The organism is Streptomyces sp. NPDC050549, assembly GCF_040655035.1.
GTDB lineage: Bacteria > Actinomycetota > Actinomycetes > Streptomycetales > Streptomycetaceae > Streptomyces.
Genome location: NZ_JBFAJD010000020.1, coordinates 40630 through 62674, shown reverse-complemented (window position 1 = coordinate 62674; position 22045 = coordinate 40630). Strand labels below are relative to the sequence as shown.

At 67.5% G+C, this 22045-nt stretch carries 13 protein-coding genes; 12 read left to right on the top strand and 1 reads right to left on the bottom strand.

The genetic code is table 11. The annotated features are described in order from the left end of the window. The first annotated feature begins 257 nt into the window (after nt 1–257). From AB0I51_RS27360 to AB0I51_RS27350, 3 genes are all read left to right on the top strand, one after another. Nucleotides 258–1334 (top strand): lytic polysaccharide monooxygenase, encoded by a 1077-nt coding sequence (locus AB0I51_RS27360; RefSeq protein ID WP_362979465.1) that lies wholly within the window; start codon nt 258–260, stop codon nt 1332–1334. Nucleotides 1335–1658: 324 nt separating this feature from the next. Then, nucleotides 1659–4931, top strand: coding sequence for a GH92 family glycosyl hydrolase (locus AB0I51_RS27355; RefSeq protein WP_362979463.1), 3273 nt, complete (start codon nt 1659–1661; stop codon nt 4929–4931). Nucleotides 4932–4998: 67 nt separating this feature from the next. Further along, nucleotides 4999–5373, top strand: a complete 375-nt coding sequence (locus AB0I51_RS27350) for a hypothetical protein (protein ID WP_362979461.1) — start codon at nt 4999–5001, stop codon at nt 5371–5373. 7 nt (nt 5374–5380) lie between these two features. On the opposite strand, the gene AB0I51_RS27345 is transcribed toward AB0I51_RS27350, so the two are convergent. Further along, nucleotides 5381–9172, bottom strand: a complete 3792-nt coding sequence (locus AB0I51_RS27345; protein WP_362979459.1) for a GH92 family glycosyl hydrolase — start codon at nt 9170–9172, stop codon at nt 5381–5383. 369 nt (nt 9173–9541) lie between these two features. Here AB0I51_RS27345 and ngcE point away from each other — a divergent pair, with 369 nt between their 5' ends. The 9 genes from ngcE (at nt 9542) to AB0I51_RS27300 (ending at nt 21731) form a co-directional block, all read left to right on the top strand. After that, nucleotides 9542–10990: an N-acetylglucosamine/diacetylchitobiose ABC transporter substrate-binding protein gene (gene ngcE, locus AB0I51_RS27340; RefSeq protein WP_362979457.1), complete on the top strand. Its 1449-nt coding sequence runs from the start codon at nt 9542–9544 to the stop codon at nt 10988–10990. Between the two features lie 59 nt (nt 10991–11049). Further along, on the top strand, nt 11050–11985 hold the full coding sequence (locus tag AB0I51_RS27335; RefSeq protein WP_362979455.1) for a sugar ABC transporter permease: 936 nt from the start codon (nt 11050–11052) through the stop codon (nt 11983–11985). 17 nt (nt 11986–12002) lie between these two features. Then, nucleotides 12003–12938, top strand: a complete 936-nt coding sequence (locus tag AB0I51_RS27330) for a carbohydrate ABC transporter permease (RefSeq protein ID WP_362979453.1) — start codon at nt 12003–12005, stop codon at nt 12936–12938. A gap of 199 nt (nt 12939–13137) precedes the next feature. Continuing rightward, a complete protein-coding gene (locus tag AB0I51_RS27325) occupies nt 13138–14337 on the top strand; it encodes an ROK family transcriptional regulator (protein WP_362979452.1) in 1200 nt (399 codons plus the stop codon). 132 nt (nt 14338–14469) lie between these two features. Further along, nucleotides 14470–15567, top strand: a complete 1098-nt coding sequence (locus AB0I51_RS27320; protein WP_362979614.1) for a substrate-binding domain-containing protein — start codon at nt 14470–14472, stop codon at nt 15565–15567. Nucleotides 15568–15776: 209 nt separating this feature from the next. After that, nucleotides 15777–16565 (top strand): ATP-binding cassette domain-containing protein, encoded by a 789-nt coding sequence (locus tag AB0I51_RS27315; protein WP_362979451.1) that lies wholly within the window; start codon nt 15777–15779, stop codon nt 16563–16565. Further along, complete coding sequence (locus AB0I51_RS27310) at nt 16562–17878, top strand: sugar ABC transporter permease (RefSeq protein ID WP_362979449.1); 1317 nt, start codon at nt 16562–16564, stop codon at nt 17876–17878. Before AB0I51_RS27315 ends, AB0I51_RS27310 begins: the two co-directional genes overlap by 4 nt. 217 nt (nt 17879–18095) lie before the next feature. After that, nucleotides 18096–20060, top strand: coding sequence for a 1-deoxy-D-xylulose-5-phosphate synthase (gene dxs, locus AB0I51_RS27305; protein WP_362979448.1), 1965 nt, complete (start codon nt 18096–18098; stop codon nt 20058–20060). A 147-nt stretch (nt 20061–20207) separates the two neighbouring features. Continuing rightward, nucleotides 20208–21731, top strand: coding sequence for an amino acid permease (locus tag AB0I51_RS27300; RefSeq protein ID WP_362979446.1), 1524 nt, complete (start codon nt 20208–20210; stop codon nt 21729–21731). Nucleotides 21732–22045 lie beyond the last annotated feature (314 nt).

Here is a 22045-nt window from a genome sequence, read left to right as displayed (position 1 = left end):
CCGGTACAGAAGGCGCCGATCGCGACGGGATCGAACGAGCCCGGCTCCCGAACAGGCCCGCCCCGAGAGCCACTTCAATTACCGCCCACCGTTTACAGCCTCCCCGGTCCGCGCTAACTTCACGGACAGTGGGGTGGGAGCGCTCCCACCCGCCCGGCGGTCCGGAACCCGCCGGGTGTGGCCGGGTCGCCCCACCCCACGCCTTCACCTCCGCACGTTCCGAACGACCGCCGAGCGAAGGTAGAACTGTCATGGCTATGACAATCTTGAGAACCGATCAACGATTACCGCGCCCCACCCGTCGACGAGCCCTCTTCCTCGTCCTGTTGGCCCTGCTCACCACGCTCCCCGCCCTGGCCCTGGTCCTCGCCGCCGGAGGCCGGGCGGAGGCCCACGGCACCCCCATGAAACCCGGCAGCCGCACCTTCCTCTGCTGGCAGGACGCGCTCACCGGCACCGGCGAGATCAAGCCGATCAACCCGGCCTGCAAGGCGGCCCAACAGGTCAGTGGGACAACGCCGTTCTACAACTGGTTCTCCGTGCTGCGCTCCGACGGAGCCGGCCGCACCCGCGGCTTCGTGCCCGACGGCCAGTTGTGCAGCGGCGGCAACCCCAACTTCACCGGTTTCAACCTCCCGCGCGACGACTGGCCCCTCACCCACCTCACCTCGGGTGCGACGGTCGACTTCTCGTACAACGCCTGGGCGGCGCACCCGGGTTGGTTCTACGTCTACATCACCAAGGACGGCTTCGACCCGACGAAGACACTCACCTGGGACGACATGGAGGACACCCCGTTCCTCACGGTCGACCACCCGCCGCTCAACGGCACCCCGGGCACCGTCGAGGCCAACTACTCCTGGACCGGGCAGCTTCCGGCGAACAAGTCGGGACGGCACATCATCTACATGGTGTGGCAGCGCTCGGACAGCACCGAGACCTTCTACTCCTGCTCCGACGTCGTATTCGACGGCGGCAACGGAGAGGTGACGGGTATTCACGACCCGGGCAACCCCACCGACCCGGTACCCGGGATCTGTTCGGCCAGCCGCCGTACGACGGGCAGTTGGCCCGGCGGCTACCAGTCCGAGGTGACCGTCACCAACTCCGGAGACGTCCCGATGCTCGGCTGGATGGTCAACTGGACGCTCCCGGGCGGCCAGTCGGTCGCCAGCCTCTGGAACGGCAACGCGACCTACACCGGCCAGGACGTGATGGTCCACAACGCCGACTGGAACGGGTCGCTGAGTCCGGGGCAGAGCACCACCTTCGGCTATGTGGTGAACGGCGACGGCGGTGACCCGGCAACTGCCCTTCCCTGCCAGGTCGGTTGAGCCCATGCTCGGGGCGGACCCGGTGGACGGGGGGCCACCGGGTCCGCGAGCCGGATGGGCGATGGGGGTGAGCCCACCCGGGTGGTGCGTGGCTTGGGGCGACACTGCGATGCGACAACGTTGTCAAATGGTCTGCATATGACTCTACCGCCTCAACGGACAACGATGTCAACCCAGTTGGCCTGCGGACGCCGTCCGAGTGGCTGCCGCGCGTGCCCTCGCCGGCCCATGCGCTCTTCCGTGGTACGGGTGGCGCACGTTACTGTCCCTGCGGCTTGTGCGACCTGTGGTGCGCGACCCGTCCGAAGGAGGAGGGGCCGCGTCATGCGTTTCCGTCCCATGTCCCTGTTGCTCGCCGCCGCGCTCGCGGTCGGCGGCGCCACCCCCGCTCTGGCGGCCACCACCGCCCCACCGCAACTCGTCAAGGACCCCAGCGCCTACGTCGATCCGCTGATCGGCACCAAGAACGGCGGCAATGTCTTTCCGGGCGCCGTCGTGCCCTTCGGCATGCTCTCCTGGAGTCCGGAGAACACCAGAGGCAGCGCCACCAGCACCGCCGCGCCGGGCGGCTACCAGTACGACGCCACCCGCATCCGCGGCTTCAGCCTCACCCACATGTCCGGTACGGGCTGCGCGGGCGGCAGCGGCGACATCCCGTTCTTCCCGTACGCCGGCGAGGTCACCTCCTCGCCGGCGAGCGACACCAAGGACGCCGTCTACGCCTCCGACTTCAGCCACACCGCGGAGACCGCAGAGCCCGGCCACTACAAGGTCGGCCTCGCGTCCGGTGTCACGGCCGACCTCACCGCGACGGCCCGCACCGGCTCCGGCCGCTTCACCTACCCGGCCGACAAGCCCGCCTCACTGCTGATCCGCACCGCCAACTCCGAGGTGGGCTCCACCGATTCGTCGGTCACCATCGACCCGGCGACCCGCACGGTCTCCGGCTCGGTCACCTCCGGCAACTTCTGCGGGTACCTCGACCCCGAGGGCCAACGCGCCTACTACACGCTCTATTTCACCGCCACCTTCGACCGCGCCTTCAAGACCACCGGCACCTGGCAGGACGACAGGCTGACCCCGGGATCGACCTCCGCGACCGGCGGCACCGGCGGCTTCACCGACGGCGGCCGTCCCGTCGCGGGCAAGGGCGCCGGCGGCTACGTCGAGTTCGAGCCCGGCACCGGCCCGGTCGGCGTCAAGGTCGGTATCTCCTACGTCAGTCGGGCCGGCGCAGAGGCCAACCTCAAGGCGGAGAACCCGCCGAAGCGCTCCTTCGACGCCGTCGAGGACGCGGCCCACCGAGCCTGGCGCGACCGGCTCGGCGCGATCAAGGTCGGCGGCGGCACCGACACCGAGCGCACCACCTTCTACACCGCGCTCTACCACTCCCTTCTGCACCCGAACGTCATCAGCGACGCCGACCGCAGATACACGGGCAGCGACGGCAAGGTGCACAAGGTCGGGCGGGGGCACCAGGCGCAGTACGGCACCTTCTCCGGCTGGGACGTCTACCGGTCGCAGGTCCAGCTGCTCACCCTCCTCAACCCGAGCACCGGATCGGACATCGCGCAGTCCCTCTACGAACTCGCCCAGCAGAACGGCGGGATCTGGGACCGCTGGCTGCACGGCGCGAGCGGTACCCACGTCATGAACGGCGACCCCTCGCCCACCGCGCTGGCCGGCATCCGGGCCTTCGGCGGCACGGACTTCGACCTGAAGGGGGCCCTGGCCTCCCTCGTCCAGGCAGCCACCGTACCGACCGCCCAGGACCTGTCCTCCTCGGGCAAGCCGGTGCTGTCGGTGGGCCAACGCCCGTCCCTCGACAAGTACTTGAACCTGCACTACATGCCGTCCGTCTCCAACGCCTGGGGCGGCGCCGCCGAGACGCTGGAGATGTCCGCGGCGGACTTCGCGCTCTCCCAACTCGCCACGGCGGCGGGGAAGAAGACCACGGCGGCCGACTTCGCCAAGCGTGCCCAGTGGTGGCAGAACAACTTCAACATCGCCGCCGACCCCACCGGCGGCTACATCGCCAACCGGAAGGCGGACGGCAGCTGGGTCACCGGCTTCACCCCGGGCACCGGCAACGGCTTCGTGGAGGGCACGGCCGCCCAGTACACCTGGATGGTCCAGCACAACCCGGCGGGCCTCTTCGCGGCGATGGGCGGCACCGACAAGGCCCTTGCCCGCCTCGACTCCTTCTTCCACGAGGCGGACGGGAGCTGGGCCTTCACGGGCAGCGGCGGCGACAAGTCCGAGCTGGACAACGAGCCGTCCGTCAACGTCCCCTACCTCTACGACTACGCGGGCGCGCCCTACAAGACGCAGGAGACGGTCAGGGCGGCCATGAAGCAGCTCTGGACGACCGACCCCGCCGGCATCCCCGGCAACGACGACCTCGGCGAGATGTCGTCCTGGTACGTCTTCTCCGCCCTCGGCATGTACCCGCAGGTCCCCTCCCGGGCCGAACTCACCCTCGCCTCACCGCTGTTCGAGCGCATCGAGATCAAGCGCCCGCAGGGCAACGACATCTCCATCCACGCGCAGGGCGCCGCGACCGACGCCCCGTACATCCAGTCTCTGAAGGTCAACGGCCGTACCAGTGACCGTCCCTGGCTCTCGTCCTCGATCGTGAGGAACGGCGGCACCCTCGACTACACCCTCTCCACCACCCCGAACCGCACCTGGGGCAGCGACCCCGCCGACGCCCCGCCGTCCTTCCGGACCGGCGAACAGCCGTACCAGATCGGGGTCGGCCCGACCGCCGCGACCCTCGCGCCCGGCGACACCACCAAGGTCGACATCAAGGCCCTGTCCCTGAGCGGCGGTACCGGACCCGAGGTGCGCTACAGCGTCGAGACCCCTGCCGGAGTCACGGCAACTCCCGCGCAGGGAACGGTCGTCGACGGCTCCCAGGACATCACCCTCACGGCCGCCGACGACGTCAGGCAGGGCTTCTACGACGTGAAGGTCACCGTCACCTCGGGCGACACGTCGTACGAGCAGCCGGTGTCCCTCACGGTGGCCGCGCCCGGCACCCTCCTCGCCGCCTACAACAACACCGGCGTCTCCGACGACACCGGCGAGCACGACGAGGCGGACTACGACGGAGGCGGCTGGAGCTACTCCCTGCAGGCGCTCGCGGCGGCCGGGCTCACCCCGGGCGGTACGGGCACGGTGGACGGGCTCGGCTTCACCTGGCCGGGCTCGCCGAACGGGCGCCCGGACAACGTCTCGACGGCCGGTCAGACGCTCCAGCTCCCGCAGCCCGCAGCCAACTTGTCCTTCGTCGGCAGCGCGGTCAACGGCAACCAGCAGACGAAGGCGACCGTCACCTACACCGACGGGAGCACCGACGTCATCGACCTCTCCTTCACGGACTGGACGGTCGGCGGGGGCGGCGGCACCGTGCAGTACGGCAACGAGGTCGTCGCCAGGACCGCGTACCGCAATGTCGCGGGTGCGGACAAGGACCCGGTCGTCACCTATGTGTTCGCCACCAAGCCCTTCGCGGCACCCACGGGCAAGACCATCAAGAGCGTGACACTTCCGGACGACCCGGATCTCCATGTGTTCACCCTTGCGGTGAACTGACGTCCACCATGTGTGCCCTCGCCCGTTCCGGTGGCGGGGGCACATCGGTGCGTGCGAGCATCCGCAGATGGGTAAACGGCCGCAGCTGCCCGAGGAGTTCCGGGCCGAAGCGCGTTCGGCCTTCGCTTTCCTGGTCGAGGGCGAGGGCTTCGCGCCGCCGGAGGACATAGACGGTGGCCTGCGTTATCTGCGCGCCGACCTGATGGTGCGCGTCTGGTTCCTGGGCGGCGCCGAATCAGAGGTCCTGACACGACTGATCCCCCTGGCGCCGGACGGCTCCAGGGGGAAAGGGGCTTGGCTGGACGACCTGTACAAGGCCGCCGCGTGCGGTCCGGCCCAGGACGTCCCCGTCTTCGCGTCGACCAGGAGAGGCGTGCTCAGACGGGTTCACCAGCACGCGGAGGCGTTGCGGAAACTGCTGCCCCGCCTCCCCGTGCCGTGACCGTGCCTCAGGCCAGCAGTTCCACCTCCGCGAGCGTCGAGGAACTGTCCAGGACCAGGCGGTAGTGGGCGTACGAGCCCGGTGACCTGACCGAGAACGCGCGCGTCTGCTTGTCCCAGGTGAAGGACTCGCCGGAGCGTTTGTCGAGCGTCTTCCACTTGGTGCCGTCGGTCGAGCCCTGGAGGGTCCAGCCGGTCGGTGCCGTCGTGTGGTCCGCCGACGACGTCAGCGTGTACTGGATGCCCTTGGTGGCCTTGGCGACCGGCAGGTCCGCCGAGGTCACCGTCGCGGCCGTGGCCGACGTGTTGTCGAACAGGGCGCCGTCACCGGCGAGTTGATCGCTGCGGGGCGTCGGCACCTGGTCGTTCTTGGTGATCGACACAGGCGCCGCGTTCTTGCCGCTGCCCCACGACGAGGGCTTGGAGCCCATGGAGAAGTCCAGTACTCCGCCCTTCTCCAGGAGCGAGTGCGGGAGCGAAGTCGACGTCCAGGCCTTGCCGTTGACCTTCAGGCTCTGGACGTAGACGTTCTTCGTGCTGTTCTTCGGCGCCTTGACGACCAGGTCCTTGCCGTTCTCCAGGTGGACGGTCGCCTTGGTGAACAGCGGGGAGCCGATGGTGTATTCGCCGCTGCCCATCACCAGCGGGTAGAAGCCGAGCGCGGAGAAGAGGTACCAGGCCGACTGCTCGCCGTTGTCCTCGTCGCCGTGGTAGCCCTGCCCGATCTCGCTGCCGGTGTAGAGGCGTGACATGACCTCGCGCACGTTCTTCTGCGCCTTCCAGGGCTCGCCGGCCGCGTCGTACATGTAGATGACGTGGTGGGCGACCTGGTTGGAGTGCCCGTACTGTCCCATGCGGACGTCCCGCGCCTCCGTCATCTCGTGGATGACACCGCCGTAGGAGCCGACGGTCGCGGACGAGGCCTTCTCCGGGGTGGCGAAGTACTCGTCGAGCTTGTCGCCGAGGGACTTCTGGCCGCCGTAGAGGTTGGCGAGGCCGCGGCTGTCCTGCGGGGCGGTGAAGGCGTAGCCCCAGCCGTCGGTCTCCGTGTAGTCGTAACCCCAGATCTTCGGGTCGTAACTCGCCGAGTCCACCCGCCAGTTGCCCTTGGCGTCCTTGCCCTGGAAGAACCCGGCCTGCTTGTCGAAGAGGTTCACGTAGTCCTGGGCGCGGTTGAGGAAGTACTCAGACTCCTCCTTGTAGCGCTTCTCCCCGGTCTTCGTGTAGAGGGCCAGGCCCATCTGCGCGATGCCGTAGTCGTTGTTGTAGCCCTCCATCGCCCAGGAGAAGCCCTCGCCGGTGTCGGTGCTGGTGTAGCCGAGGAAGGGCGAGGTGGTCATGCCCTTGCGGCCCACGCCCGAGGAGGGCGGGACGACGGTGGCGTTCTTCACGGCCGCGTCGTACGCCGACCTGGCGTCGAACTGCACGCCCTTGACGTACGCGTCCGCGAACGCGACGTCCGAGGAGGTGCCGGTCATCAGGTCCGCGTAGCCGGGGGAGGACCAGCGCGAGGTCCAGCCGCCGTCCTTGTACTGCTGCACGAACCCGTCGACCATCTCACCCGCCTGACCGGGCGTCAGAAGTGAGTACGCCGGCCAGGTGGTCCGATAGGTGTCCCAGAAGCCGTTGTTGACGTACACCTTGCCGTCGACGATCTTCGCGCCGGTGTGCGTCGGGGTGTCCTGGCTCGGCATCGGAGAGAACGGCGAGGCGTACTGGTAGGTCGAACCGACCTTCTCGAAGCCGGAGTTGGGGTACAGGTACAGCCGGTACATGCTGGAGTAGAGCGTGGTCAGCTGGTCGGGCGTCGCGCCCTCCACCTCGACCTTGCCGAGCAGCTTGTCCCACACCTGCTGGGCCTGGTCCTTGACCGTGTCGAAGGAGGTGCCGTCCGGGATCTCCTGGCTCAGGTTGGCCTTCGCCTGGTCGATGCTGATCAGCGAGGTCGCCAGGCGCAGGGTGACCGTGCGGTCGGCGCCCGCCTTGAACCGCAGATAGCCCTTGACGCCGCTGGAGGAGCCGTCCGTGACCGGCGCGTCGAACACGCCGTACACGAAGAGCCGGGTCGCGCCCGTGGACAGCCCTGACTTGACGTCCGAGTAGCCGGTGACGGTCCCGTTGGTCTTGTCGAGGGTCAGGCCCGCCTGCTCGGTGACGTTGTCGAAGATCACGCTCGCGTCGTCGCCGGGGTAGGTGAAGCGCAGCGAGGCCGCGTGGTCGGTCGGGGCCATCTCGGCCTTGAGACCGTTCTCGAACGTGACGCCGTAGTAGTACGGGCGCGCGGTCTCGTTCTCGTGCCTGAAGGCCAACTCCCGTGCGTTCGGGTCGGTGTCGGGGGTGCCCGAGGCCGCCGAGGGCATCACCTGGAAGGTCTGCCGGTCGCCCATCCAGGGGCTCGGCTCATGGCTCAGGCTGAGCGCCTGGAGCGTCGGCAGGTTGGCGTCGTTGTTCGCCCGCGCGTAGTCGTAGAGCCAGCTCAGCGACGACGAATTCGTCACCGGGGTCCAGAAGTTGAAGCCGTGCGGCAGCGCGGTGGCGGGGAAGTTGTTGCCGCGCGAGAAGCTGCCGCTGGAGTTGGTGCCCCGGGTGGTGAGCGCGTAGTCGGACAGATGCGCCTTCGGCTTCTCGGGCGCGACCGACTTGATGCTCACGTCGTCCAGCCAGCCGCGGAACTTCGCCGGCCCGCTGGGGGAGTCGTAGGCGAGGAGAATCCGGTCGACGGTCTTCCCGGCCGCGACCGAACCGATCCGCGAGAGCACGTTGTTCCACTGGTTGACGTAGAGGATCTTCGCCGCGCCCTGCCCCTGCGGGGTGAGCGCGAAGCCGTGCGAGTCCGTCGCGCCGAGGCCGCTGAGATAGGTGCCGTCGGTGAAGGCGAGGTCCACGGAGACGTTCGTGGCGTCGTAGTCCAGATCGCCGTCGGCCATCTGCGGGAAGATCTTGTACGACAGCTCGGTGTCCCGGCCGACGGCCACGTCCACGTCGAAGACCTTGTTGTACGAGTACGCCCGCCCCGTCGCCGTATGACGGCCCGCGTAACGCAGTGCGCGCGTCCCGGTGAAGCCGGCGGCCGCCTTGGCCGTGGGGGAGCCACTGGGCCCACGGTCGACCAGCGAGAGCATGTCCTCGGGGATCGGGGCGGTGGAGCCGCCGGTCGAGAACTGGACGTCGGCGATCTGCAGGATGTCGCCGCCGTTGTTCTTGCTCACGTCGAGCCGGAAGTGCTGGTACTCGGCGGGCTCGGCGAGGTCGTACGACTTGGTCTGGAACCGGGCGGAGAACGACTCGCCGGAGCGGGTGTCGACGGTCTTCCAGTCCTTGCCGTCGGTCGACCCCTGGAGCGTCCAGTCCTGCGGGTCGCGCTCGTCGTGGTCGTTGGCCGAAGTCAGCGCGTACGTCACTATTTTGAGCGGCTTGTCGAGATCGAACTCGACCCAGCCCGTGGGCGCGAAGGTGAGCCACTTGGTGCCGGACTCGCCGTCGACGAGGTTCTCCTTCACCTCGCCCGCACCGGTGTTCTCGCCGCTGGCCCGCAGGTCCGTGACGTGGTCGTCCACATTGCCGGGGATACCGCTGGTGTATCCCCCGTCGACACCGGAGGCCCGCTTGGAGCCGTCCGGCGCGGTGTCCACGGTGTTCAGCCAGTCCGGCGCCGGATCACCCGCCTCGAAGGAGGAGGCGAACTCCCCGGCCGGAGCGGGAGCCTTGACGGGCAGCGCGACGGCCGCCCCCTGCGAACCCGCCACCAGAGCGACGGCGGCCACCGAGACGGCCGCCGAACCCCACCATCTGTGATGCATACGAGGGCATCCTCCCTGCACGTGGGACAACGTTGTCAATTTCGACGCGCAGGCAACAGTAGGGAGTCAAGTGGCCAGTGATGTCAAGGGTGTTGAGTGTGGCATTCGGGCGCAATAGCGGGGATTTCTCCGGCATCGAACGCACAGGGCCTTCATATTTCCGCGAGGTCTCACTTCGGAAAAGACCGACAACCTACCCTGCATTCGATCTTGCTCTGTCGACCGGAAGTGGACTATACCTGTCGCGTTCGACACCGCTCTCACAGCAGTACGCACGAAGTACCTCTGCACGACCAAGCTCGACCTGACCGCGGTGCCGGGGAGGATCCGGTTCACCGCCTGAGTCCTGTTGAAGGCGAGGACTTGAGCATGGGATCCACTTCAGCCGAGAACAACGGTTCCAATGGCGTCGGCCGCCGTGATCTGATCAAGAGGTCGGCCGCACTCGGCCTGATCGCCGTACCCACGATGAGTTTCCTGTCCGCCTGTGCCAGCGGTGGCGGGAACGGCAGCAGCAGTGACGACAACACCAAGGGCACCACGTCGAAGTCGAATCCCTTCGGTGTGAAGAAGGGCAGCACGCTCGACGTAGTCGTCTTCAAGGGCGGCTACGGCGACGACTACGCGAAGGCGTGGGAAGCCAACTTCAAGACGAAGATCGGCGTCAGCTCCACCCACACCGGAACGCAGGAGATCACCGGCAAACTGCAGCCCCGCTTCAACGCGGGCAACCCGCCGGACATCGTCGACGACTCCGGCGCCCAGCAGATCAAGATCGACGTCCTGTACAAGAACGGCCAGCTGCTCGACCTCTCGCCGGTACTGGACGCGCCCGCGATCGACGACCCGACCAAGAAGGTCCGCGACCTGCTGATCCCCGGCACCCTCGACCCGGGTGTGCAGGAGGGCAAGGTCGTCGCCCTCAACTACATCTACACGGTCTGGGGGTTGTGGTACTCCGGCAAGCTCTTCAAGGAGAAGGGCTGGACCCCGCCGAAGACCTGGGACGAGTTCATCGCCATCTGTCAGAAGGCGAAGGCGGCCGGTATCGGCGGCCTCGCACACCAGGGCAAGTACCCGTACTACATCAACGTGGCGATCATGGACCTGATCGCCAAGAAGGGCGGGATCGACGCCGTCAAGGCGATCGACAACCTCGACCCGAAGGCGTTCGTCGGCTCGGCCGCCGCGCAGGCCGGCATCGAGGCGATCTACGAGGTGGTGGAGAAGGGCCTGTTGATGCCCGGCACCAACGGCCTGACCCACACCGAGTCGCAGACCCGCTGGAACCAGTACAAGGCCGCCTTCATCACCTGCGGTTCCTGGCTGGAGAACGAGCAGCTCAAGCTGACGCCGACGGACTTCGACATGAAGTTCCTGCCGATGCCGCTGCTGGCCGACAGCAAGATGCCGTTCGAGGCGATCCGGGCCGGCTCCGGCGAGCCCTTCATCATCCCGGCGAAGGCCAAGAACCTCCCCGGCGCCAAGGAGTTCATGCGCCACATGCTCTCCAAGGAGTGGTCGACGCTCTTCGCCAAGGAGGCCAACTCGCTCACCATCCTCAAGGACGGTGTCGACTCCAGCGTCACCCTGCGCCCGGGCACCCAGTCCACGGTCGACGCGTCCAAGGCGGCCGGCGCCAACACCTTCCGCTACCTCTACCCCGACTGGTACAGCGAGATGGACACCTCCATCCAGAACGCGTCCAACGAGCTGATGGCCAAGCGCATCCAGCCCAAGGAGTGGCTGAAGCGCTGCCAGGCCGCCGTCGACAAGCAGGCGAAGGACCCGGCGTCCAAGAAGAACGTTCACTCCTGATCACAACGCCTGATCGCACCACCTGATCACGCTCGGGACACCAGGGGCAGGAAACGCCAATGCGCAAAGGGCAGTACAGGTTCGTCGCGGGATTTCTCTTCGTCCCCGTGGCGCTCTATCTGATCTTCGTGATCTGGCCGTACATCCAGACGTTCGGCTATTCGCTGACCGACTGGAAGGGTGAGTCACAGACCTTCAAGTTCGTCGGACTGGAGAACTATCGAGCACTGCTCCACGACGACGTCTTCAAGGAGGCCATCTGGCACAACCTCCTGTTCCTGGTGTTCATCCCCGTGATCACCATTCTGCTCGCCCTTTTCTTCGCCTTCATGGTGAACGCGGGAGGGCGCAGCAAGGCCGGCGGCGTGCAGGGAGTCGCCGGTTCCGGGTTCTACAAAATCGTCTACTTCTTCCCGCAGGTCCTGTCGCTGGCGATTCTCGCGGTGCTGTTCAACGCGGTGTACCGCAGCGACGGCGGCGGTCTGCTCAACGGTTTCCTGATCAAACTCCACCTGGTCGACGCCAACAATCCGGTGGAGTGGCTCAACGAGCCCAACGTGGTGCTGTGGGCGCTGATGGCGGTCGTGGTGTGGCACGGCGTCGGGTTCTATCTGGTGCTGTTCTCCGCGGCCATGCAGTCCATTCCGAAGGACATCTACGAGGCCGCCCTGATCGACGGCGCGAACCGCTCCCAGTCCTTCTTCCGGATCACCCTGCCGCTGCTCTGGGAGACCGTCCAGACGGCCTGGGTGTATCTCGGCATCATCGCGATGGACATGTTCGTCCTGGTCTCCTCCATGACCTCGAACATGGGCGCCTACGGAGGCGGTCCCGACCACGGCAGCGACGTCATGTCGACCGTGATGATGCGCAACTTCCTCTACTTCGGGAAGAGCGGCTACGCCTGCGCGATGGGCGTCGTCATGCTGCTGCTCACCCTGGTCCTGTCCGTGGTCACGCTGCGCGCCACCCGCCGTGAGCGCATCGAGTTCTGAGCGGGAGACATACGACGATGAGCGCACCCCTCAAGGAGACCGCCCCCACGGGCGGCACCGTCCCGCCGCAGCCGTCGGCCGGGAAGTCCAGCGCCCGGCCCGGTGAACCGCAAAGCGAGGGCGTCGTACTGAACGTCTTCTCGCACGGCTTCCTGGCCCTGTGGGCCCTGCTGATCGTGCTGCCGCTGCTGTGGCTGGTGTTCAGTTCGTTCAAGACGGACGTGCAGATCGGCAACTCGGCCTTCGGCTGGCCGCACAACTGGTCGTTCGACGTGTTCCGGCGGGCCTGGAACAAGGGCATCGGCGACTACTTCCTGAACACCTTGATCGTGCTGGTGTTCTCGGTGCCGCTGACGATGCTGTTCGGCTCGATGGCCGCGTACGTGCTGGCCCGCTACCAGTTCTGGGGCAACCGGCTGCTGTACTACTTCTTCGTCGCCGGCGCGATGTTCCCGGTGTTCCTCGCCCTGGTGCCGCTGTTCTTCATGGTCAAGCGCCTCGACATGCTGAACACGTACCAGGGGCTGATCCTGGTCTACATCGCCTACTCGATGCCGTTCACGGTGTTCTTCATGCACGCGTTCTTCCGGACGCTGCCCACGGCGGTCTTCGAGGCGGCGATCCTCGACGGCGCCTCGCACACCCGGACGTTCTTCCAAGTGATGTTGCCGATGGCCAAGGCCGGGTTGATCAGCGTCGGCATCTTCAACACCCTCGGCCAGTGGAACCAGTTCATCCTGCCGACGGTCCTGATGCAGCCGCAGAGCGGCTCGGACCCGGAGCGCTATGTCCTCACCCAGGGGCTCATCCAACTCCAGCAGCAGCAGGGCTACGCCTCCGACCTGCCCGTTCTCTTCGCGGGTGTCACGATCGCCATGATCCCGATGCTGGTCGTCTACCTGTCGTTCCAGCGCCAGGTGCAGTCCGGTCTGACTTCGGCGACCCTGAAGTAACCCGTCTGGACGACGCGGCAGGAAGAGATCGTTCCGACACCGCTCCCGGCAGGCCGGGAGCGGTGTCCACGTATGTGTCCGGGACCCCGGATGCGGTTCAACCTCTTGACGGGAGGCGACCCTAACGGCTCAGCTTAGAGTTCACTAGTTGGACATAGACGGGGCCTCATCGATGCGGCCCCGCGCGCAGGAGGTCGTCGTGGAGACTCCGGGGTCGCAGTCGTCGCTGCACCGAGCGAATCTAGAGCGGGTCGTGCGAGCGGTGCGGCTGGCAGGGTCGCTCACGCAGGCGGAGATCGCGAGGACGACGGGTCTGTCCGCTGCGACGGTCTCCAACATCGTGCGCGAGCTCAAGGACGGCGGAACGGTCGAGGTCACGCCCACCTCGGCGGGTGGCCGCCGGGCCCGCAGCGTGTCGCTGAGCGGGGACGCCGGCATCGTCATCGGAGTCGACTTCGGGCACACGCATTTGCGCGTCGCGGTCGGAAATCTGGCCCATCAGGTGCTGGCCGAGGAGTCCGAACCCGTCGATGTGGACGCCTCCTCCACGCAGGGCTTCGACCGGGCGGAGGAGCTGGTCAACCGGCTGATCGCGGCGACCGGAGTGGACCGTTCCAAGATCGCCGGGGTGGGCCTCGGCGTGCCCGGTCCGATCGACGTGAAATCGGGCACCCTGGGCTCCACGGCCATCCTTCCGGGCTGGACCGGCACCAGACCCGCCGAGGAGCTCGGCAGCCGTCTGGGTGTACCGGTGCACGTGGACAACGACGCCAACCTCGGCGCCCTCGGTGAGCTGGTCTGGGGCAGTGGCCGGGGGGTCAGGGACCTGGCCTACATCAAGGTCGCGAGCGGGGTCGGCGCGGGACTGGTCATCGACGGCAAGATCTACCGTGGCCCGGGTGGCACAGCGGGAGAAATCGGGCATATTACTCTTGATGAGTCCGGCCCTGTCTGCCGTTGCGGAAACCGGGGCTGCCTGGAGACCTTCGCGGCCGCGCGCTATGTGCTGCCGCTCCTCCAGGGCAGTCACGGCACCGACCTGACCATGGAGGGAGTCGTACGGCTGGCGCGGGACGGAGACCCGGGCTGTCGTCGGGTGATCGCCGACGTCGGCCGCCACATCGGCAGTGGAGTCGCCAATCTCTGCAATTTGCTGAACCCGAGCCGGGTGGTCCTCGGTGGCGATCTCGCCGAGGCTGGAGAGCTGGTGCTCGGGCCGATCAGGGAGTCAGTAGGCCGCTATGCGATCCCCAGTGCGGCGCGTCAACTGTCCGTTCTCCCGGGGGCACTTGGAGGCCGTGCGGAGGTGCTCGGAGCACTCGCTCTCGCGCTCAGCGAGATGGGCGATTCGACACTTTTGGACGGGTCGCTGACGGCAGCGACACCTGCCTTCACTTAGAGAACGCACGACGCCGTTGCCATCTCGTTAAGTATTTACTTCTTGACGTCGCACGCGTGGCCGAGTTGACTTCCAGCCACCTCGGCCGCAACGACGCGGCCTCGTCAGGGAGGTTACAAAGTGAACACGCGTATGCGTCGTGCCGCCGTTGCAGTCATCGCCACCACGATGGCGGTCTCGATGGCCGCCTGTGGCAAGGCCGGCGACAACAAGAAGTCCGACAGCAGCTCCTCCAGCTCCTCGGGCGGCACCAACGCCAAGATCGGTCTGCTCCTGCCCGACAGCGTCACCACTCGGTACGAGAAGTTCGACAAGCCGTACTTCGAGGCCAAGGTCAAGGAGCTCTGCTCCGGCTGCACCGTCGAGTACAACAACGCCAACGCCAGCGCGGCCACCCAGGCCCAGCAGGTCAGCAGCATGATCACCAAGGGCGTCAAGGTCATCGTGATCAGCGCCCAGGACTCCGCCGCGATCAAGTCCTCGATCCAGCAGGCGGTCGACAAGGGCATCAAGGTCGTCGCGTACGACCGTCTGGCCCAGGGCCCGGTCTCGGCCTACGTCTCCTTCGACAACGTCGAGGTCGGCAAGCTCCAGGGTGAGGCCCTCCTCGCCGCGCTGGGCTCGAAGGCCACCCCGTCGGCGAACGTCGTCATGATCAACGGTGACGACGCCGACCCGAACGCCGGGCAGTTCAAGAAGGGCGCCCACGAGGCCCTCGACGGCAAGGTCAAGATCGCCTACGAGCAGTCCGGCCTGTGGAAGGACACCATCGCCGGGCAGAAGATGTCCGCGGCCATCACGCAGCTCGGTGCCAGCAAGATCGCGGGCGTCTACTCCGCCAACGACGGCATGGCCGGCGGCATCGCCACCGTCCTCAAGGGCGCCAAGATCAGCGGCATCCCGCTGACGGGCCAGGACGCGGAGCTCGCCGGTATCCAGCGCATCGTCGCCGGTACCCAGTCCTCCACCGTCTACAAGGCCTTCAAGCCGGAGGCCGAGGCCGCCGCGACGCTCGCCGTCGACCTGGCGCAGAACAAGAGCATCTCCTCGCTCGCCACCACGACCCAGACCAGCGGCTCCGGCAACAAGGTGCCCTCGCAGCTGCTGACCCCGGTGTCGGTCACCAAGGCCAACATCAAGGACACGGTCATCAAGGACGGTCTCTACACCGTCGCGCAGATCTGCACCTCGGAGTACGCCGCCGCGTGCAAGGCGGCCGGTCTGTCGTAACCACCGCCCAGCGGTGACAAAGCCCCTTCGGCGTCCGCCCCACCTTCAAACCCCGCTGTGGGGCGGGCGCCGATCGGAACCCGTGCGAACGCAGCCGTTGCCAACTGGCACCGGCCGCGCGCATGTTCATCTTGTAAATCTGTGCCTCGGCACAACCCTCCGCGCCTTTTGACAAGCGCGGCATCCCCGCCGGTCAGGCGGCGAAGGAGATGGTTCACGTGTCCGCTACGCCCGTGCTGGCGTTGCGCGGAGTCTCCAAGCGATTCGGTGCGGTGCAGGCCCTCACCGACGTAGAGCTGGAGGTTCACGCCGGAGAAGTGGTCGCACTGGTAGGCGACAACGGCGCAGGAAAGTCCACCCTGGTGAAGACCATCGCCGGAGTGCACCCCATCGATGAAGGAGTCATCGAATGGGAGGGCAACCCGGTCAGCATCAACAAGCCGCACGACGCCCAGGGACTCGGCGTCGCGACGGTCTACCAGGACCTCGCGCTGTGCGACAACCTCGACGTCGTCGGCAACCTGTACCTCGGACGTGAGCTGCTTCGCCGTGGCGTCATCGACGAGGTGACGATGGAGAAGAACTCCCGCGAGCTGCTGAACACCCTCTCCATCCGCATCCCGAGCGTGCGGATCCCGATCGCCAGCCTCTCCGGTGGCCAGCGGCAGGTCGTCGCCATCGCCCGCGCGCTGATCGGTGACCCCAAGGTCGTCATCCTCGACGAGCCCACCGCCGCCCTCGGCGTCGAGCAGACCGCACAGGTCCTCGACCTGGTCGAGCGGCTGCGCGAGCGCAACCTCGGCGTCATCCTCATCAGCCACAACATGGCCGACGTCAAGGCGGTCGCCGACACCGTCAACGTGCTGCGCCTGGGCAGGAACAACGGCTCCTTCCCGGTGAAGGACACCAGTCAGGAAACGATCATCGCCGCGATCACCGGTGCCACGGACAACGCCGTGACCCGTCGTGCGGTGCGCAGCACGGAGGCGGCAAAGTGAGCGACACGTCCAACACCGTGAAGAAGGAATCGGCGGAGTCGCAGACCACCGTCGCTCCCGCCGACGACCCCACGGCCGCGGCCGTCTCGGTCGTCGACCCGCGTCTGCTGGTCCGCGAAGAGGGCTTCAAGGGCTACATCACCGAGTTCAAGCGCAAGGTCAAGGGCGGTGAGCTCGGTTCGCTGCCGGTCGTCGCCGGTCTGATCGTCATCGGCGTCATCTTCCAGCTGCAGAACAGCCGGTTCCTGAGCGCGGACAACCTGTCCAACATCAGCTACTACCTGTCGGCCACCGGCATGCTCGCCATCGGCCTGGTCTTCGTGCTGCTGCTCGGCGAGATCGACCTGTCCGTCGGCTCGGTCAGCGGTCTGGCGTCCACGCTGTTCGCCGTCTTCGTGGTCAACCACGGGATGAACGGCTGGCTGGCGCTGGTCCTGACCATCGTCACGGGCATCGGCATCGGCGCGCTGCACGGCTTCTTCTTCGCGAGGATCGGCGTACCGGCGTTCGTCGTCACCCTGGCCGGCTTCCTCGGCTGGAACGGTCTGATGCTGTGGCTGCTCGGTTCGAGCGGCACCATCAACATCCCGGACGCGGGTCCGGTGCACCTGCTCGGCCAGAGCTCGTTCTTCATGGACCAGTCGATCGCCGGCGCCTACATCCTGGCCGGGCTCGGCGTCGTCTCCCTGGCCTACGGCTCGCTCGTCGACCAGCGCCGCCGCAAGGCCGCCGGAGTGCCCTTCCGGCCCACCAGCGAGATCGCGCTGCGGGTCGGGCTGCTCGCCGTGGCCGCGTTCGTCACCGCGGCCGTGCTGAACTCGGCGGCGGGCGTCTCCAACTCGCTGGTGATCTTCCTCGCCTCCCTGGTGATCGTGGACTTCGTGCTCCGCCGTACGCCGTACGGCCGCAAGATCTTCGCGGTCGGCGGCGGCATCGAGGCCGCGCGCCGTGCCGGTATCAACGTGTCCATGATCCGCATCACCGTGTTCGCCATCTCCGGCGGCTTCGCGGCTGTCGGCGGTATGTTCTTCGCCGGCCAGACCCAGAGCGCCACGCTCAACGCCGGTGGCGGCAACACCCTGATGCTGGCCATCGCGGCGGCTGTCATCGGCGGTACGAGCCTCTTCGGTGGCCGCGGCACCGTCTGGTCCGCCCTCCTGGGCATGCTCGTCATCCAGTCGATCCAGACCGGTCTCGACCTGCTCAACATGAACACGTCGATCCAGTACATGATCACGGGTGGCGTTCTGCTCGGCGCGGTCGTCATCGACTCGGTGTCCCGCAAGAGCCAGAAGGCGGCAGGTCGCGGCTGACCTGCGACTGACCTGCGTCCTTTCGGACGAGTGCCCGGTACCGATCGCGGTGCCGGGCACAGTCATGTCGTAGGAAAGGTCGTAGGAAAGGCTGTTCTTGGGTACAGCCGATCGCGTGACGTATGACGCACAGCCCGGGCGCGGTCCGCAAAGGCGGAACATTAGACTCGACAAGCCCGGCAACAGCTCGATCAGCTCTACTCGCAAGGAGGCACGGGTGCCGCTGCTGACCCGCATCAGGGGACCGCGCGATCTGGACCGGCTCAGCCTGGAGCAGCTGGACCAGCTGGCCGAGGAGATCCGGACCTTCCTCGTCGACGCCGTCTCCAAGACCGGCGGCCACCTCGGCCCGAACCTCGGTGTGGTCGAGCTGACCATCGCCCTGCACCGCGTCTTCGAGTCCCCGAAGGACCGGGTGCTGTGGGACACCGGCCACCAGTCCTACGTCCACAAGCTGCTCACCGGCCGCCAGGACTTCTCCAGACTGAAGATGAAGGGCGGCCTCTCCGGCTACCCCTCGCAGGCCGAGTCCGAGCACGACGTCATCGAGAACTCGCACGCCTCCACGGTCCTCGGCTGGGCCGACGGCCTCGCGAAGGCCAACCAGGTGCTGAAACGCGACGACCACGTGGTCGCGGTCATCGGTGACGGCGCGCTGACCGGCGGTATGGCCTGGGAGGCGCTGAACAACATCGCCGACGCCAAGGACCGCCCGCTCGTCATCGTCGTCAACGACAACGAGCGCTCCTACGCACCGACCATCGGCGGCCTCGCGAACCACCTGGCGACCCTGCGGACCACCGACGGCTACGAGCGCTTCCTGGCCCGCGGCAAGGACCTCCTGGGGCGCACCCCGGTCGTCGGCAAGCCCCTCTACGAGACGCTGCACGGCGCGAAGAAGGGCCTGAAGGACTTCATCGCCCCGCAGGGCATGTTCGAGGACCTCGGCCTCAAGTACGTCGGCCCCATCGACGGCCACGACATCGAGGCGATGGAGTCCGCGCTCGCCCGCGCCAAGCGGTTCGGGGGCCCGGTGATCGTCCACGTCCTCACCGAGAAGGGCCGCGGGTACCAGCCCGCCCTCCAGGACGAGGCCGACCGCTTCCACGGCATCGGCCCCATCCACCCCGACACCGGTCTGCCGATCAAGGCCTCCGGCGCCGACTGGACCTCCGTCTTCGGCGACGAGATGGTCGCCCTCGGCCAGGAGCGCGAGGACATCGTCGCGATCACCGCCGCGATGCTCCAGCCGGTCGGCCTGAAGAAGTTCGCGGACGCCTTCCCGAACCGCATCTACGACGTCGGCATCGCCGAGCAGCACGGCGCGGTCTCCGCGGCGGGCCTCGCCACCGGCGGACTGCACCCCGTCTTCGCCGTCTACGCCACCTTCCTCAACCGCGCCTTCGACCAGGTGCTGATGGACGTCGCCCTGCACAAGTGCGGGGTGACCTTCGTCCTGGACCGGGCCGGGGTCACCGGCACCGACGGCGCCTCCCACAACGGTATGTGGGACATGTCGATCCTCCAGGTCGTCCCGGGCCTGAGGCTCGCCGCCCCGCGCGACGCCGACCAGGTCCGTGCCCAGCTCCGCGAGGCCGTCCAGGTCAAGGACGCGCCGACCGTGGTCCGCTTCTCCAAGGGCGCGGTCGGCCCGGCCGTACCCGCCGTGGGCCGCATCGGCGGCATGGACGTGCTGCGCGCGCCCGGCACCGACGCCCCCGACGTCCTGCTGGTCTCGGTCGGCGCGCTCGCGCCCATGTGCCTGGAGATCGCCGACCTGCTCGACAAGCAGGGCATCACCACCACCGTCGTCGACCCGCGCTGGGTCAAGCCCGTCGACGAGGCCATGGCCCCCCTTGCCGAGCAGCACCGGGTGGTCGTCACCGTCGAGGACAACTCCCGTGTCGGCGGCGTCGGTTCGTCGATCGCACAGGCACTGCGCGACGCCGGTGTGGATGTTCCGCTCCGCGACTTCGGCATCCCGCCGCGCTTCCTCGACCACGCCTCGCGCGCCGAGGTGATGACGGAGATCGGCCTCACCGCCCCCGACGTCGCCCGCCAGGTGACCGGCCTGGTCTCCAAGCTGGACGGCCTCCCCCTTTCTCGGCTTCGCTCGAATGGGGGGACCCCCATCGACCGGCCCGCGGCGGAGGTCGACTCGGTGGAGTCCGCACGCGACTGAGGCACGGCCACACCGCTGAACGGGCCGCTTCCACCACTCTTCGCAGTGGTGAAAGCGGCCCATTCGCGTGAACCCGCCCGCGTCGGGGCATACGCACATCGCCCCCTCTCGATCATGTCGAGGACGCCAAGCGTGGGAGGTACACCCGTGAGCAGCACCCTCTTCCGGACGAAGAGAGTCGAACAGTCCATCCAGGACACCGAGGAACCGGAGCACGCGCTCAGGAAATCCCTCTCCGCCCTGGACCTGACCGTCTTCGGCGTCGGTGTCGTCATCGGCACCGGTATCTTCGTCCTCACCGGCACCGCCGCCAAGAACAACGCCGGCCCGGCGGTCTCCCTGTCCTTCGTCGTGGCCGGCGTCGTCTGTGCCCTCGCGGCGCTCTGCTACGCCGAGTTCGCGTCCACGGTCCCGGTGGCGGGCTCCGCCTACACCTTCTCGTACGCCTCCCTCGGCGAACTCCCCGCCTGGACCATCGGCTGGGACCTGGTCCTCGAACTCGCCCTCGGTACGGCGGTGGTGGCGGTCGGCTGGTCCGGCTACATCCACTCGCTGCTGGACAACGCGGGCTGGCATCTGCCCGAGGCGCTCAGTGGCCGGGACGGCGCCCACGGTTTCGGCTTCGACATCCTCGCCGCCGCGCTCGTCCTCGTCCTCACGGCGATCCTCGTGCTCGGCATGAAGCTCTCCGCGCGCGTCACCTCCGTCGTCGTCGCCATCAAGGTAGCCGTCGTCCTCGTGGTGATCGTCGCGGGCGCCTTCTTCATCAAGGCCGACAACTACAAGCCGTTCATCCCCAAGTCGCAGGCCGTGGAGGCGGGCGGCAACCTCAAGGCCCCCCTCATCCAGCTGATGTTCGGCTGGGCGCCCTCCAACTTCGGCGTCATGGGCATCTTCACCGCCGCCTCCGTGGTCTTCTTCGCGTTCATCGGCTTCGACGTCGTCGCCACCGCCGCAGAGGAGACCCGCAACCCGCAGCGCGACGTACCGCGCGGCATCCTCGGCTCACTGATCATCTGCACCACGCTGTACGTCGCCGTGTCGATCGTCGTCACCGGTATGCAGAAGTACAGTTCGCTGTCGATCGACGCACCCCTCGCCGACGCGTTCAAGGCCACCGGGCACCCGTGGTTCGCGGGCCTGATCAGCTTCGGCGCGGCGATCGGCCTGACGACGGTGTGCATGATCCTTCTCCTCGGCCAGGCCCGGGTCTTCTTCGCGATGAGCCGCGACGGACTCCTGCCCCGCTTCTTCTCGCACGTCCACCCGCGCTTCCGCACCCCGTACCGCCCGACCATCCTCCTCGGCGTGATCATCGCGATCATCTCGGGCTTCACGAGCCTCAGCGAACTCGCCGAACTGGTCAACATCGGCACCCTGTTCGCCTTCATCGTGGTCGCGATCGGCGTGATCATCCTCAGGAACAAGCGCCCCGACCTGCCCCGCTCCTTCCGCACCCCCCTGGTTCCGGCCCTCCCCATCCTCTCGGTCCTGGCCTCCCTCTGGCTGATGCTCAACCTCCCCGCCGAGACCTGGCTCCGCTTCGCCATCTGGATGGCCATCGGCTTCGTCGTGTACTTCTTCTACGGCCGCACGCACAGCCGGCTGGGTCTGCGACAGGCGGCGGAAGCGGGTGGGGCACCGCAGCCGCCGAGCGGCCAGACGCCGTAGTCAACTGCCCTGTCCCACCGGCCCCGTGGGCCCCGCTCGGGCGGAACCCACGGGGCCGGACCGCTTACCGGAAGGCCTGACACGACATCAACTCCGGCCCTACCGTGTGAACATGGAGCCCTTGAGCGCGGCTCCCACCCTCTCCGACGGCCTGGGACGGTCTGCGGAAGAGGCACGGGTCACCCTCTGGGCCGTGCGCAGCACTCGTTCGCGGACATCCACCGACGATCACCGGGCGCGCCCCGGCGCCCAGAGGCCGTACGGCTTCCTCGGACACGGCCGTACGCCCCTCTCACTGGAGAGTCACCGGCTGC